This window comes from Paenibacillus sp. CF384, from assembly GCF_900106745.1.
Classification (GTDB): Bacteria; Bacillota; Bacilli; order Paenibacillales; family Paenibacillaceae; genus Paenibacillus_Z.
Genome location: NZ_FNNV01000001.1, coordinates 210,423 through 224,219 on the forward strand (window position 1 = coordinate 210,423; position 13,797 = coordinate 224,219).

Genomic DNA, 13,797 nt, shown 5'->3' on the forward strand with positions numbered 1-13,797 from the left:
TTGTAACTTCATGTCTTTTCCAAAGTTGTGGTTTTCTGTCTGGTGACAAAAACATTATCTTATTAAATGCCGCGTTTATCGCGGCTTTTTGTATTTATGAGATCAAGTTCTTGACAAAACCAAATGACAAGAACTTGATCTCAATTCCGAAATTGACGAGGACTTGATCTCATTACCGACGATTGGCAGGAAATCGTATAACGAAGGCAACCGGCCAAATATGGCCTTGAGCTTTTTCATTGAACTTAGAATCAGAATAATTCAATCGGCAGCATGGAAAACTACTCCAAAAGATATTGGAGGTTTCTTATTGGATGCGCAGTTTCTAGATTTATTGGCCTTGGAATATGATACGGAAGAAAAAATTGTAACCGAAATCATCAATCTTGAAGCGATCTCCAATCTACCCAAGGGAACGGAGCATTTTGTCAGTGATTTGCATGGGGAGTTCCAGGCTTTTCAGCATGTTCTAAGAAACGGTTCGGGTACCGTGAAGGATAAAATCAAAGCCTTGTTCCGAGAGGTGTGGACGGATCATGAAATCAATGCATTTATTGCTTTGGTTTATTATCCGGAAGATAAAATACGGTTGGTTAAAGCAGACCTGTGCAATAAACAAGCCTTGAACCGATGGTACAGACAAACGATTGAACACATGCTAAAGCTCGTTTCTTATGCCTCTTCCAAATATACGCGTTCGAAATTGCGTAAAGCTCTGCCGGAGCAGTTTGTATACATAGTAGAAGAGCTTCTATATAAGACGGATTCGACGAACAATAAGGACCCTTATTATGAAGAAATATATAGACAAATTATTTCCTTGGGCCAGGCGGACAAGCTCATTATCGGCCTTGCTTATACGACCCAACGCTTGGTGGTAGACCATCTTCATGTAGTCGGAGATATCTATGACCGCGGGCCGGACCCCGATAAAATTATGGACACGCTGATCAACTACCATTCTGTTGACATTCAGTGGGGAAATCATGATGTCTTGTGGATAGGGGCTTACGCGGGTTCCCTTGTCTGCCTTGCGAATATTATCCGGATCTGCGCCAGATACGACAATCTGGATATCATCGAAGACATATATGGAATCAATCTACGCCCGTTGCTGAATCTGGCAGAGAAATATTATGATGACAATCCGGCCTTTAGACCGAAGCTACAGCCGGGCAATAACGGTTCGGAGCAGGAAATCCTCCAGATTACCAAAATGCATCAAGCCATTGCTATGATTCAGTTCAAGTTAGAAATCCCGATTATCAAGAGACGCCCATACTTTAACATGTCTAATAGGCTTATGCTTGAGCTGATCGATTACGACAAAACTGAAATCAAGATCGGCGGAAAAACATACGAACTGAAAAACACCTGTTTCACGACCGTAAATCCGCAGCATCCCGAGCACATGCTCGAGGAAGAACAGCAGGTAATGGACAGGTTGCTGTTCTCCGTACAGCATTCCGAAAAACTGGCCAGACATATGAATTTTCTTATGAAAAAAGGCAGCCTTTATTTGAAATACAACGGGAATTTGTTATTTCACGGCTGTATTCCTTTGGATGAAGAAGGCAACATGGAAGAAATGCAGATTGAAGACAAGACATATTCGGGCCGTCAGCTGCTCGATGTTTTTGAAAATTATTTACGTTACGCCTTTGCGCACCCGGAAGAGACGGAAGATCTGGCAACGGATATGGCATGGTACATCTGGACAGGGGAATGTTCCTCGCTTTTTGGTAAGAGAGAAATGACATCCTTTGAACGGTACTTTATCCAAGATAAAGAAGCCTATAAGGAGAGAAAGAATCCCTATTACCAATTGCGTGAAAATGAGGAGATCTGCCGGAAAATTCTGCTGACGTTCGATATGAATCCGGATCATGGACATATCATAAACGGTCACACGCCCGTTAAAGAAATTCGTGGAGAGAACCCCGTTAAAGCAAACGGGAAACTGATTGTCATTGACGGCGGTTTCTCCAAAGCGTATCAATCCACGACGGGTATCGCCGGATATACTTTATTGTATAATTCCTTTGGCATGCAGCTGGTGGCCCACCAGAAATTTATATCCAAAGAAGATGTGTTATGTAACGGAACGGACGTATTGTCTGTAAAAAGATTGGTGGACAAGGAACTGGAGCGTAAGCTGGTGAGAGAAACCAATGTCGGGGAGAAGCTGCTGCAGAAAATCTCGAATTTGAAAAACCTCTTAGAAGATCGCTACATGAGGTGAAACGATTGCCAAGTTAGATAGCTCAATAATCATTAGCAAGGCTGCCGGCATCGGCAGCCTTTTTGAGTGAATTGGACCTAAACGCGAAAAGGAATGAAAGTTATTTAATTTATTGTCGAAATCAAGCAGGAAAGCCTTGGAATTTTGTCGAACTGTAGATTTTAGTCGTAGTAAAATTTACCTATGTATTGAGGTGTCCGCAGGAATGAGGCTAAACGTATTCATCCGAATCTTGTTCATCATAATGAGTATCTTCACAATCGTACCGAATCCCGCGGGAGCTTCCCCGTCTTCGGCAGATTCTTCGATCTCATCCTGGCAGATTAAATGGGAGACGAAAGCGGATCGGCTTGCAGCACCCGATCAGGCGATGAAAGCTGCGGGGTGGCAGGACATACAGGCTTCGGATCCGGCAGTTTCCAAACCGGTGAATGCAGTGTCCGCTTGGATTCGGATCAAGCTTCCCGTAATCGAACAGAACCAAGGCGTGTTCTTTCGGTCGATTTATGCGCAGAGCCTCACCGTCTACCTGGGCGGGGAAGATGTCTTTCATTCGGAACGCAAATACTGGTTCGATCTGAACCGCGTCTTAATTCCGCTTCAAACTAACGACTCTGGTCAAGAACTGGTCTTGCATCTGGAAAGCCATACGGACAGATTGGGCCTCGGACGCGGAATAAACATCTCGGATTACCAGGATCTCATGCGTTTGCACGCGAAATTTGATTTGCTCGACATCATCTTAGGCGGCGCTTTTGTATTCGTCGCATTCGTCATGCTCGTATGTTCGGTTTTTCTTGACCGGAATCAGAAGAAGAGCTGGCTCGCGTTATGTTTTATCATTCTGCCGATCGGCGGATTATTGATTGGATACTCGCCGTTCCTATACACCTTCTACGGAGAATATGGTTTCCTTTATCAAGGAATGTTCGATTTGTCCTTGTACTTGTTCTTGCCGTCCTTGATGATATTTATCGAGCTGTTGTTCGGAAGCGGCTACCGCGGCATCGTCAAGTATTTCCGCCGGTTCCTGATTGCCTATTCCATCTTTGGAATCATCGCGCTGATGGTCAATTGGTCGTCGGATTACGAGCTTCAGCCCTATTATTTTATCTTATCGGTTACGTTTGGCGGCATAATCATGCTGGCCCAATTTACCCTAATCCTTGTCATTCTGCTCAGACAGTTGTGGAATCGTAATATCGACTCGATTATTCTATCTATCGGATTGGCTGTGTTTGCAATCGTCGGAGTGGCGGAATTGTTGAAATTCTACGCGTCTTCCAAGACGTACGACCTGTCGTGGTGGAAATGGGGGCTGGTGGCCTTCGTGTTATCACTTATCGTTCTACTCGGTCGCCGATTCTCCTACCAGCATAAATTGATCCTTACCTACTCAAGAGAATTGGAAATTTACAACTCCGAGCTGCAGCGATCGGAGAAAATGGAGATTATCAGCCAATTGGCGGCTTCTGTTGCGCACGAGGTTCGCAACCCGCTTCAAGTCACGCGCGGACTGCTGCAAATATTCGAGAAACGCCACCAGATCACACCGAATACCGAGAACTTTTACAAGCTTGCTATCGACGAGCTTGATCGGGCTTCGACGATCATTACCGATTTTCTCACCTTCGCGAAGCCGGAGATGGAACAGGTGAACGAATTGAATTTGGCGGACGAATTCAAGCACGTGGAAGGCATTATCGTGCCGCTGGCCAATCTTCAGGGCGGCCACTTGGAGATGAGCATGCCCCGTTCGCTGCGGATCATGGGCAATTCCTCCAAGCTGAAGCAAGCATTGGTTAACATCATTAAGAATAGCATCGAATCGTTGGAAGGCTCCGGCGTCGTGAAGATTTGGGCATACGAGGAGCGAGAACAAGTCGTTATTCATATTGCCGACAGCGGAGCCGGGATGGATGAGCGCATACTCGAAAGGCTGGGGGAACCGTATTTCACCAACAAAACCAAGGGAACCGGCCTTGGACTCATGGTGACGTTCAGGATCATCGAGGTCATGCAGGGGACGATCAAATTCAAGAGTCAGATAGGCGTCGGCACCGAAGCGATCATTCGTTTCCCGCGCTATGAAGAAACAAAAGCGAAGGTCTCTATATGACCTTCGCTTTTGTTTGTTGCAAATATTGTCCGCGGAACATTACCAAGTGCTGCGTAGACTGTCTGTTTTTGCGAGGTCACCCGGGTTTTGAGGGATGACGAGCGCAAGCTTGGAAGGCGTCTCTTCGATGACGACCAGTTCCACGTCTTCCGGCAAAGTCAGATCGAAGGCTTCTTTCAACGCCGCTTTCGGGTCCGCCAGCAATTGGGCTTTGAACGTCTCATCGGACCAAGCTTTCTCGATAATCTGTTGTTGCAATTCTTGTTCGGACATCTGGCTGCACCTCATTAATAGGAATATACTACCATTTCAAGTCTATCACTATTATTGGGACAATACTACTATAAATCGATAGAATCCGACAATTATTGCACAGAAAATATAGGATTCCTTCGGCCGGGATTCCCTTTGTTGTTTCTCCCCTATGTCTTTCTTACTAAGTATCGTGATCGTTAGTCGAATGATTTATTTTGCGAAATCCAATACGTAAATCCGCCGCCAAGCAGCTTTTTCTTCGTATCACTCAACAACTGGCTCTCCTCTGTGAGCTTATCAGACAAATGAGATTGAAACGCGGCCAAATGGGGGAGAGAAAGCTCCAGTCTTGCAAAAGCCTCGCCATTCGCTTGCGCAACCTGCGTGTAACGGCTTAAGGCTCCATCGATGTAGATGGCATTCCGGATATCGGTTCTTGTCATTAGGGAAGGGGAGGCCGCTTTCTCGGAAGCAATCATACCGATCAGACTGTTGGCGTTCTGCAATTCAAAATCTTCTTCCCAATCGGACCAATCGTCAGACATCTGCAGCGTAGCCAATACGAGATCGACCCCATCGGAAACGGCAGGTTCAAGCTCGCGGCGACCAGCGAGAAGGAGGGCGCCGGTGCTCGCCAATTTGACGGGCGCCGCCTTTTGCGCCAGCTTGGCTGGAGATAGGCTGGTGTGAGGACTTTCATAGGCAACCGACAAGGACCAGTCCGTCACGTAAGCGCGATAATAGTCCCAGAATGGGGAGCTGCTTTCAAACAACGCGCGATACAAGTCCAGCATGCTTAGGTGGAACAAATTACCTAGGGCTAGCTGTTCTTTCCAATCGGACGGAGCGGTATCCATGAGATCGTCCTGAATGAAAAAATACAGCATGACGAATACATTAGCGAGCGACAAATCGCGATAGTATCGTGAATCCAGCTCCGTAATGGGCTGCATCCAGAACGGCAGCAGGTAGCAGATATGGTTCTTCGTGCCAGAAGGATTCAGCGGGTTGAAGGCTTGCAAATAATCGCGCCCTTTGTCGTTTAGCGGTGCCGGATAGGCATCGATCAGACGCTCCGCTTCCCGGAACACATGGGCAAGTTCATTGTCGTAATCGGATCTCCATGTCATCGTTTCTTGGTCCTCCCGGGTAGGTAATCAAATGCGTTGAAACGATAATGCAAACATACCAGCCTCATAGGAAAGGGACTTCTCGTTAAGCCAATGGTCCAATTCCTGCTTCCGCTCATCGGACAGATGAGCGCTTTGCATGATCCGGGTCACCGTTTCCATATAACGGTGGATCAGCCGCTTCGTTTCGCCGTCTTCAGCCCGGATGCGATAAGACTGCAGCTTCGTTCGGAAGCCGCCGTGAGCTGACGTTAACTCGGCCAGCCGATCGCCGACCGGCTTCGGGAAGCGATCCAGCAGCGGCTTACGCGAAGTCCGGAACAACGTTTCGAATCGAGGCAGGCAGTCGGCGGGCAAGGGACCGGTTGCTTCGTCGTCCAAATCGATGAGGATAATCAAGGAATCGGCATGGGTGACGGTTCGCAGCCAACCCAGAAAATGCCCGAAGTCCGGGAGATGCAGCGCGACCAGCCTAACGATGACGACATCGAACGGCTCGGCCCGTAGCGTCCACTCCCGATAATCGCCCTGAACAAATTCCAGGCCCGGGGCGTTTCTTGCCTCCGCATAGCGGTAAATGCGCTCGTCCTTCTCAAGACCGGTGCATTTCAAATGCGGATAGTCCTGTTTGACAGCCTCCAAATAGGCACCGTTTCCACAGCCGATATCGAGAACGGACGAAGCGGCTTGAAGCGGCTCATGCAGGAACAGTGAACGCTCGCGCTCATAGAAGAGCTGCATAGTCAGCGAAAGCATATCGTTGAATAAGTAGGTAGAATCGTCGACGCCCAGCGTTAACAGCTCCTTATCGGCAATATATTTGACTAGATTAATTATACCGAATAATTGGAAACAAAACGACATGTTGGCGAACGGCAATCTGAGATTCGTCCAATCAGATAAACCCCTAAACCAATAAGATAATGCAGCGACATGATTTGCTCACATTATCTTGTTCATGAAAGGGGGAGTATGCATGATTCGTAAGTATTCGACTGGGCCTCTGAATAATTTGACGGAGAAAGATAAGACGGTATCCAAAGATATTGTTGTAAACTCGTTAAACCAGAATCAACAAGCGAATGCTAAAGTAAGAATCAAAGTGTATGCATTAAACGGTAAGAAGAAATTGATTCATAACGTTGTGTTTACAGTGAAACCGAATGCATCCACCTATAATAGCTTTTTTGTGGGAAAAGCAAAGCAGTATGAAGTCCAATTTATTACCAATCAATCAAAGGTGCAATTTGCATCGTTTGGGATTAGTCCGAAAGATCGTTTTGTTGCCGCACACCGAGTAATCAACAGCGAATTAACCAGACTTGTATGAGTGACTCCGCTGAAAGGCGGATTTTTTTTGCGTTCCATCGGTTGCATTACAGTAATATATCAAGTTTGATGGAAGGAAGTATAATAGCTTTGGAAGAATATGTATGAGGCAGAAGACATCAGAAAAAAGGATGTTCAGTAATGAAAGCAGCCCTATTCCTTGGATTAGCAGCCTCCATCGGTTGTATCATTCTTTGTGGTTTATTTTTGTACTGGAATCCCTATTCCAGCACTCCACTAAACGAAAGAACGATTATCATTATTTATTTAATGTTAATTCTACCTGCATGCATAGGTATTATTGCTGCCTTATTAAAAAACCGAATAATCATGTATATCGTGTTTAGTTGGTCGCTGCCATGCGCACTATACTTATCGATTGCGAAAATCCCAGGGATTTGGAATCTCTTTGGTATCGTACTCATTTTGTATCTGATTTCTGCAATTTTGATGAAGAAGACAGTAAGTACTTAAGCGATAAGATGTATGAAAGTGAAAGGATGAATAATAAATGATTCATGAACAGATTGAGAAAGTAAGTGCATTCAAACGGTTGCATTCGTCGAGTTCGAAACTTCTGATACTCCCTAATGCTTGGGACGTTGGATCGGCTAAAGCGATGCAGAATTGCGGGTTTGAGTCGATCGGAACGACAAGCGCAGGCATTGCATATTCCAAGGGATTTGCGGATGGGGAACGTATCTCATTCGAGGATATGCTGTCTTCTGTACGAGCAATCGTAGAATCCGTTGATGTTCCTGTTACGGTAGATATGGAAAATGGTTATTCCAATGACCTGACTATTGTTGGAGAGAACGTGAGGCGAATAATGAATACCGGGGCAGTGGGGATCAATATTGAAGATGGCGATCCTTCTCGGCTTAAACTGGAAGATGTAATCATACAAGCAAAGAAGATCGAAGCGGTGAAGAGAGCCGCGTTATCTGAGGGCATTCCTTTGTTTATCAATGCAAGGATAGATACCTACTGGCTTAAAGATATAGAAATAGCAGATCGATTTGCTGGTACTGTTGACAGGGCGAAAGTATATATCGAGGCAAGGGCAGACGGTATATTTGTGCCTAATATTAGCGATTTGTCTCTGATGAGAAAATTAGTGGAAATGATCTCTGTACCTATTAATGTACTAGCAGGCATTCAAACGCCTCCCTCGCATGAGGTTGCTGAGACAGGCGTGAAACGTATCAGTATGGGGTCAGGGATGTACCGAGCGATATACTCATATATACAACAGATATGTCTGGAGCTCAAGCACGAAGGATCAATCGCTTCATATTTGAAACAAGCTGTCCCTTATCTGGATATGAACGATCAGATCAACAGAGGACGATAACGTAAAGACAAAGGAGCGATTTTCATGAAACCTTTAGTGCCGCCTTTCACGCTCAGTACCGCTATTGCAAAAGTACGAATGGCTGAAGATGGCTGGAACAGCCGGGATCCGCAACGCGTGTCGCTTGTTTACACGGAAGATAGCCAATGGAGGAACAGAGCCGAGTTTCCTGTGGGTCGTTTGGAAATCGTAGCTTTCCTAAAGAGGAAATGGGAAAAAGAGCTGGACTATCGGTTAATAAAAGAACTTTGGTCGTTTACAGATGATCGTATTGCGGTACGATTCGCATACGAATGGCATGATGACAGCGGGAACTGGTATAGATCGTATGGGAATGAAAATTGGGAATTTAATACAGGCGGCTTAATGCAGCGCAGGTTCGCATCAATTAATGATATGCCCATACGCGAAAGTGACCGTAAGTTTCATTGGCCACTCGGTCGGCGCCCCGATGATCATCCAGGACTATCTGATCTTGGATTATGACATACCTATCACTTTAAAGGACAACATTACCTCCAGATATCTATGCCTAAAAGGAAACTAAGTACAATAAATACACAGCGGCAGCTGGTCAGTATAGTGATCGGCTGCCTTTATTATGCTAACTGGGAGTGCGAAATGAAAAAGATAACTTACATTTTTTGGCTAGCTTCTACTCTGAGTTTTCTTATAACCTCTGTTGTACTTCTAGAATGCCTATTACAACAAAATAAACCTCTTTACGATCAAATCGGGAAAGCTATATCTAAGTCTGATTCAGGTTATATTGAAATCATTGATCTACATACTGATAGTGCTCGAACAGTCGCATTTTATAGGAGTGAAACAGAGCTAAGCGTTGTATTACTGAAGAAGAAGTTTCGAGGATATGAATGTAGTGAATATATCAATAAGGCTCCTTTGTTAACAGAACAGGAAATAAGCTGGCAGGGCTCCGAAAAAAAGGAGTCTAATATTCATTTGCTTTATGGGATTGTTAAGGATCCGGAGATTACTCAGATTCTTCTGATAAGTGAAGGTGACAAGACAGCCAGTATAATTAAGAACGGAGATTATTCGATATGGTATTCCTTGGTCGAGAATGAATTGAATATGCCAATAACTCTTCAAGCAACAAACAAGGAAGGCAAAGTGCTGTATGAATATGGTGATCTAGATTATTGGAAGCGATAGGAGTAGAAGAATGGCACTGTCCACGAAAAAACTAATGCTACTGGCTGTTCCGCTGATGGTCGCTCTGACCGGTTGTTCCGGTAACCATGTTTCCAATGCCGGCATTGAGCGTACAAAATCATCTTTCATTTCCGGCAACGGGCAGAATTCTGGGAATCAATCGGAATTTAGTCAACCGAGTACGGTCTCTGAATACGACGTCTCTAATCTGGAATTGACCCTGCCGAAAGGATGGAACCTGAATACCGGAGATCGCTTTGGCGCATCCCTCACCGATGAGAACGGAGACAATCTCGGGGGAGTTGTCACTTATCCGTATGCTGGCGATTTTGACTTCAAATTTTATAAACCCAATCATAGTGTAATTACAAAAGAAGAAACGATCGATACACCCATCGGAAGCGGCAAGCTTTATACGCTCGACGCTGACAACGGTACTGCCGCCTCCGGCCTAACCGGCACCCATGACGTCTATTATGCCGTCATTCCGATACAAGAGAAAATTATATTCGTACTGGAATTTTCAAAACATGACAAAGAGGCAGCGTCCAAAAAGCAATTCATCGATCTACTGAAAGGATTGCGGTTAAACAAGTGAACGCTATCCGTTTGGAGAGAAGGCAGGCACGATTCGCAAAATAGGTAAGGGAGGTTTCGCATCCTGCATGCCTTCCTTGTCAATGGGGTACCTCGGACTCAAGCAACATTGGGTCCTGGGTACCCTTTTCAGTTTTTAGGAAAATTATGTTAAATATTTCTAAACATATCCTTTGCACGGGACGATACAGGAAGAAAGGAGGTTGGAACGGATGAAGAAAGGGGTAATGATGTGTACAAGAATTGTGTTGGCGTTCCTATTGGCAACGACCGCCTTGGCGGCATTTATTCAAATCGGTCATGCTCGAGGTGAAGAAACGATGCTCGTAACGGGAAATTATGTCTATAGTGTCTCTCCGGATGGAGGCAATTCACCGGATCTGCTATCGACGGGTCTGACGTCGGCGGCGAAAGGCGTCTTGTATGACGGTACGACTGCCTATGCAGGCTGGATGGGGAAAGCGAAATCGTCGATGACGGTGCATGTGGTGATCGACTTGCTCAGGGACTATCCCCTTGATCAATTGCGTGTGGTGATGAACTCACCAAACAAATACTGGGGCTTCAAAGATATGACCGTCAAATACCGCCCTGAAGCGGCGACGGGTTATTACATCGCAACCAGGCATATCAGACAAGGCACCGAGCTGAACTATACGGTCAACGTGCCGATGGCGGGCGTGACGGCCAGGTTCATCGTGCTGGACATCACACGCACGCAAGCTTATCAGCATATCCCTCTGACGGAAGTTGAAATCACGCAAGGCAGCGGCACGCCGGGGCAAAATCCTGAGCCTTCGTTCACCGCGGAACAGCTTAAGGCCGAGCTGCACAAGGACGCTTTGATGGCGGACCGTTACGGCCAATGGATGAACGATGCTTGGCCGGGTAAAATCACCTCCGACGCCCAGTTGCGTCAGAACTATATGGATGAAGCCGCAGCCTTGGTGAATGTCGCATATGACCCGGCAATCTACGATCCTTACGGCGGCATCAAGCGTATTGGGAAATACGAGAGTACCGGCTATTTCAGACTGCAGCAGGTCAACGGCATATGGTGGTTCATTACGCCGGACGGGTATCCTTTCTTATTGAAAGGGGTGGATGCCGCAAGCTTATGGGAAGCCGGCTACATGACGCCGACGCAGAAGCCGGACGGCACGCCAAGGCAAATTTTCGAGCAGCTGCCAGACCGGACGCTCTACGCGCCGGCTTATACCAAGGACGTGAACGGCGAGCACGTCAACTTCATTGTCTCGAATGTAATGAAGAAGTACGGCAGCGATTACGAGGCGAAATGGGGGGATATCACGCGCAAACGCCTGATACAGTGGGGGTTCAACGCCTTCAGCAAGTGGACCAAGCCGAAGGGTGTCACCTTTCCGTACGTTCAGGTGCTGCAGGACCCAGCTACCTTGCGAAGAATCCTTTGGTCGTACGACGTGTTCGATCCTCAGACCGCGCCGATCATCGAGAGTACGCTAAAGAAGCAACTGCAAAACGCGCGCACCAGCAAGTGGTTAATCGGCTACACCTACGATAACGAAGCCGGCTGGACAACCGATATCGTCAAAGAGCTGCTGATGTATAGAGCGGATTCACCGGCGAAGAGCGCCTTCATCGATTATTATGTCACGCGGCACGGCAGTCTCGATAACGTCAATTTGCTGCTAGGCATGAACGCCGTTTCGGTCAACGAACTCAAGGACACTCCGATCGCAATAACCAAGGTCTCCTCTGCAGACGTATCCGGCTTTATCACCTTGGCATCCGAGACGTATTACGCTATGATCCGCGACATCCTGAAGCGGAATGACCCGAATCATTTGTTTCTCGGCTCCACTGTCGTCCCTACTTGGCGAACGAGTATGGATTGGGACCGGGGGGCCATGCCGTATGTCGATGCCTTCTCGGTGGACAGTTATACGAGGGATGGTAGCTGGATGGACGAATACGAGGCTTTCGGGAAGCCGCTGCTCAATCTCGAGCATTCCTTCGGCTCGTCCGACCGCGGCTTGTCATATATCAGCGCCCCTACGAAGACGACCAGCATCGCTGAGCGGGGAGTAGCCTACCGGGCATTTGCGGAAAGCCAGGCACAGAATCCGTTGTTCGTCGGCTCAGGCTGGTATGCCTATTTCGATCAGGCCGTCACAGGACGCCTGGACAGAGAAAGCTACAATATCGGACTCGTCAATCAGCAGGATCAGCCATACACGGATATGGTCAGCATAATGAAGATGGCTCACGCGGGATTGGAAAACATCCATCTGTACGGCATTAACCTCGCCGCCGGCGCTGCAGTCGCGGCCAGTTCGACTCATGTTGCATCACTGGCAGCCGCTAACGCGGTCGATGGCGACGGGGCGACGCGTTGGGGCTCGAACTATACCGACAACGAGTGGATCTATGCCGATCTAGGCGCGGTCAAGACAGTGAACCGGGTTTATCTGAGCTGGGAGGCAGCCTATGCGAAAGCCTACAAGATCCAAGTATCGAATGATGCCAAGACCTGGACGGATGTATTCGCGACCACTTCCGGGGACGGGGGGATCGACGATATCTCGTTCTCAGCCAAGAGCGCAAGATATGTACGGATGCTGGGTCTGAAGCGAGGTTCGTCTTACGGGTACTCGTTATGGAGGTTTGAGGTATTTGGTCCGACTTCTGGTTAGTGGAACTGAAGTGAGCGGGAATAAGTGAAGGCATTTTTTAAGCTGGAGCTGCGTTCCGTCTTTGATGCATCATTGAAGGTCAGAATCTGCTGCATCATTAAACGAACGGGCACGTTAGTTTTACGCGCCATAGAGCAGTTGCCGCCGGCAGCTGCTCTATTTTTGTTAAGCTAAGGGCAGGATAGTTCAATAAAATAATGGAATACCTAAAATGAGATTTAATGTTAGGAGGGTTAAAAATGGAATTCACATTTATTCGGCACGGTCATGGAGAACACCTCAACGATTATCCAAATCGGTTGAATACTCCGCATCCTAGTCTTACAGAGTATGGAAAATTTCAAGAAACGCAGCTATCAAATGAAATTATTATTGGCGCTGATGATTTAGTACTTGTAAGTCCAACTAAACGTACTATTGAGACGGCAACTATTATAAAAAACGGTATGGACTTCATTGTTTCTCCATTTGTTGGTCCTAGAATGTTTCCTCAGAACCTCGAACTTCCTTTTTTAACTTGTGATCATGTCCTTTCTAAAACTGAAATTACAAATCTGTATGGAGATACTGAAATTCTTGATTTCAATTTGGATTGCTGGAAAGAAGGGATTAATAGGATTGAACAGGATATTTTTGAAGGATATGCTACGAGGTTATTAGAGTGGATCGGGCAAAGCTATAGAAAAGTATTCATTATTTCACATGATGGAACGATAACGAATTATCGGATATTACTTGGAGAAAAAGGATTGACCAGAGAAGACTTTCTCGGTGAGGCTGGGGTATATCGAATGAATTTGTAGTCTGTTGGTCGCCAAGCTACGGAGACGATAGTTCAACGCACCTTGGAGCAAATTGCTTGGGCAGTTGTTCATTTTCGTTCCGAACGAACAGATTAGTTTAGTCTTACTCTATTTCGG

The 13,797-nt window shown here is 46.5% G+C and carries 12 protein-coding genes; 9 read left to right on the plus strand and 3 right to left on the minus strand.

Features of this window, described 5'->3' with window-relative positions; all coding sequences use genetic code 11:
• The first annotated feature begins 310 nt into the window (after positions 1-310).
• Together BLW29_RS00960 and BLW29_RS00965 are read left to right on the plus strand one after the other, a co-directional pair.
• Positions 311-2,242 (plus strand): fructose-1,6-bisphosphatase, encoded by a 1,932-nt coding sequence (locus BLW29_RS00960; RefSeq protein ID WP_090975466.1) that lies wholly within the window; start codon positions 311-313, stop codon positions 2,240-2,242.
• A gap of 205 nt (positions 2,243-2,447) precedes the next feature.
• Positions 2,448-4,361 carry a sensor histidine kinase gene (locus BLW29_RS00965; RefSeq protein ID WP_090975467.1) on the plus strand — a complete coding sequence of 638 codons (1,914 nt, stop codon included), beginning with the start codon at positions 2,448-2,450 and terminating at the stop codon, positions 4,359-4,361.
• 39 nt (positions 4,362-4,400) lie between these two features.
• Here the strand turns inward: BLW29_RS00965 and BLW29_RS00970 are convergent, their stop codons facing one another.
• From BLW29_RS00970 to BLW29_RS00980, 3 genes are all read right to left on the minus strand, one after another.
• Positions 4,401-4,634: an NHLP leader peptide family RiPP precursor gene (locus tag BLW29_RS00970; RefSeq protein ID WP_090975468.1), complete on the minus strand. Its 234-nt coding sequence runs from the start codon at positions 4,632-4,634 to the stop codon at positions 4,401-4,403.
• A 179-nt stretch (positions 4,635-4,813) separates the two neighbouring features.
• Complete coding sequence (locus BLW29_RS00975) at positions 4,814-5,746, minus strand: hypothetical protein (RefSeq protein ID WP_090975469.1); 933 nt, start codon at positions 5,744-5,746, stop codon at positions 4,814-4,816.
• Positions 5,747-5,773: 27 nt separating this feature from the next.
• Positions 5,774-6,625: a class I SAM-dependent methyltransferase gene (locus tag BLW29_RS00980; RefSeq protein WP_090975470.1), complete on the minus strand. Its 852-nt coding sequence runs from the start codon at positions 6,623-6,625 to the stop codon at positions 5,774-5,776.
• Between the two features lie 97 nt (positions 6,626-6,722).
• Here BLW29_RS00980 and BLW29_RS00985 point away from each other — a divergent pair, with 97 nt between their 5' ends.
• The 7 genes from BLW29_RS00985 to BLW29_RS01020 all read left to right on the plus strand — a co-directional run bounded on the left by BLW29_RS00985 (position 6,723) and on the right by BLW29_RS01020 (position 13,680).
• On the plus strand, positions 6,723-7,076 hold the full coding sequence (locus tag BLW29_RS00985; protein ID WP_090975471.1) for a hypothetical protein: 354 nt from the start codon (positions 6,723-6,725) through the stop codon (positions 7,074-7,076).
• Positions 7,077-7,586: 510 nt separating this feature from the next.
• Positions 7,587-8,429, plus strand: coding sequence for an isocitrate lyase/PEP mutase family protein (locus BLW29_RS00995; protein ID WP_090975473.1), 843 nt, complete (start codon positions 7,587-7,589; stop codon positions 8,427-8,429).
• Positions 8,430-8,453: 24 nt separating this feature from the next.
• A complete protein-coding gene (locus BLW29_RS01000; RefSeq protein ID WP_090975474.1) occupies positions 8,454-8,915 on the plus strand; it encodes a nuclear transport factor 2 family protein in 462 nt (153 codons plus the stop codon).
• A gap of 135 nt (positions 8,916-9,050) precedes the next feature.
• Positions 9,051-9,605: a hypothetical protein gene (locus BLW29_RS01005; RefSeq protein WP_090975475.1), complete on the plus strand. Its 555-nt coding sequence runs from the start codon at positions 9,051-9,053 to the stop codon at positions 9,603-9,605.
• Positions 9,606-9,615: 10 nt separating this feature from the next.
• A complete protein-coding gene (locus BLW29_RS01010) occupies positions 9,616-10,203 on the plus strand; it encodes a hypothetical protein (protein ID WP_090975476.1) in 588 nt (195 codons plus the stop codon).
• Between the two features lie 211 nt (positions 10,204-10,414).
• Positions 10,415-12,877 carry a discoidin domain-containing protein gene (locus BLW29_RS01015; protein ID WP_090975477.1) on the plus strand — a complete coding sequence of 821 codons (2,463 nt, stop codon included), beginning with the start codon at positions 10,415-10,417 and terminating at the stop codon, positions 12,875-12,877.
• A 239-nt stretch (positions 12,878-13,116) separates the two neighbouring features.
• Positions 13,117-13,680 carry a histidine phosphatase family protein gene (locus BLW29_RS01020; protein ID WP_090975478.1) on the plus strand — a complete coding sequence of 188 codons (564 nt, stop codon included), beginning with the start codon at positions 13,117-13,119 and terminating at the stop codon, positions 13,678-13,680.
• Positions 13,681-13,797 lie beyond the last annotated feature (117 nt).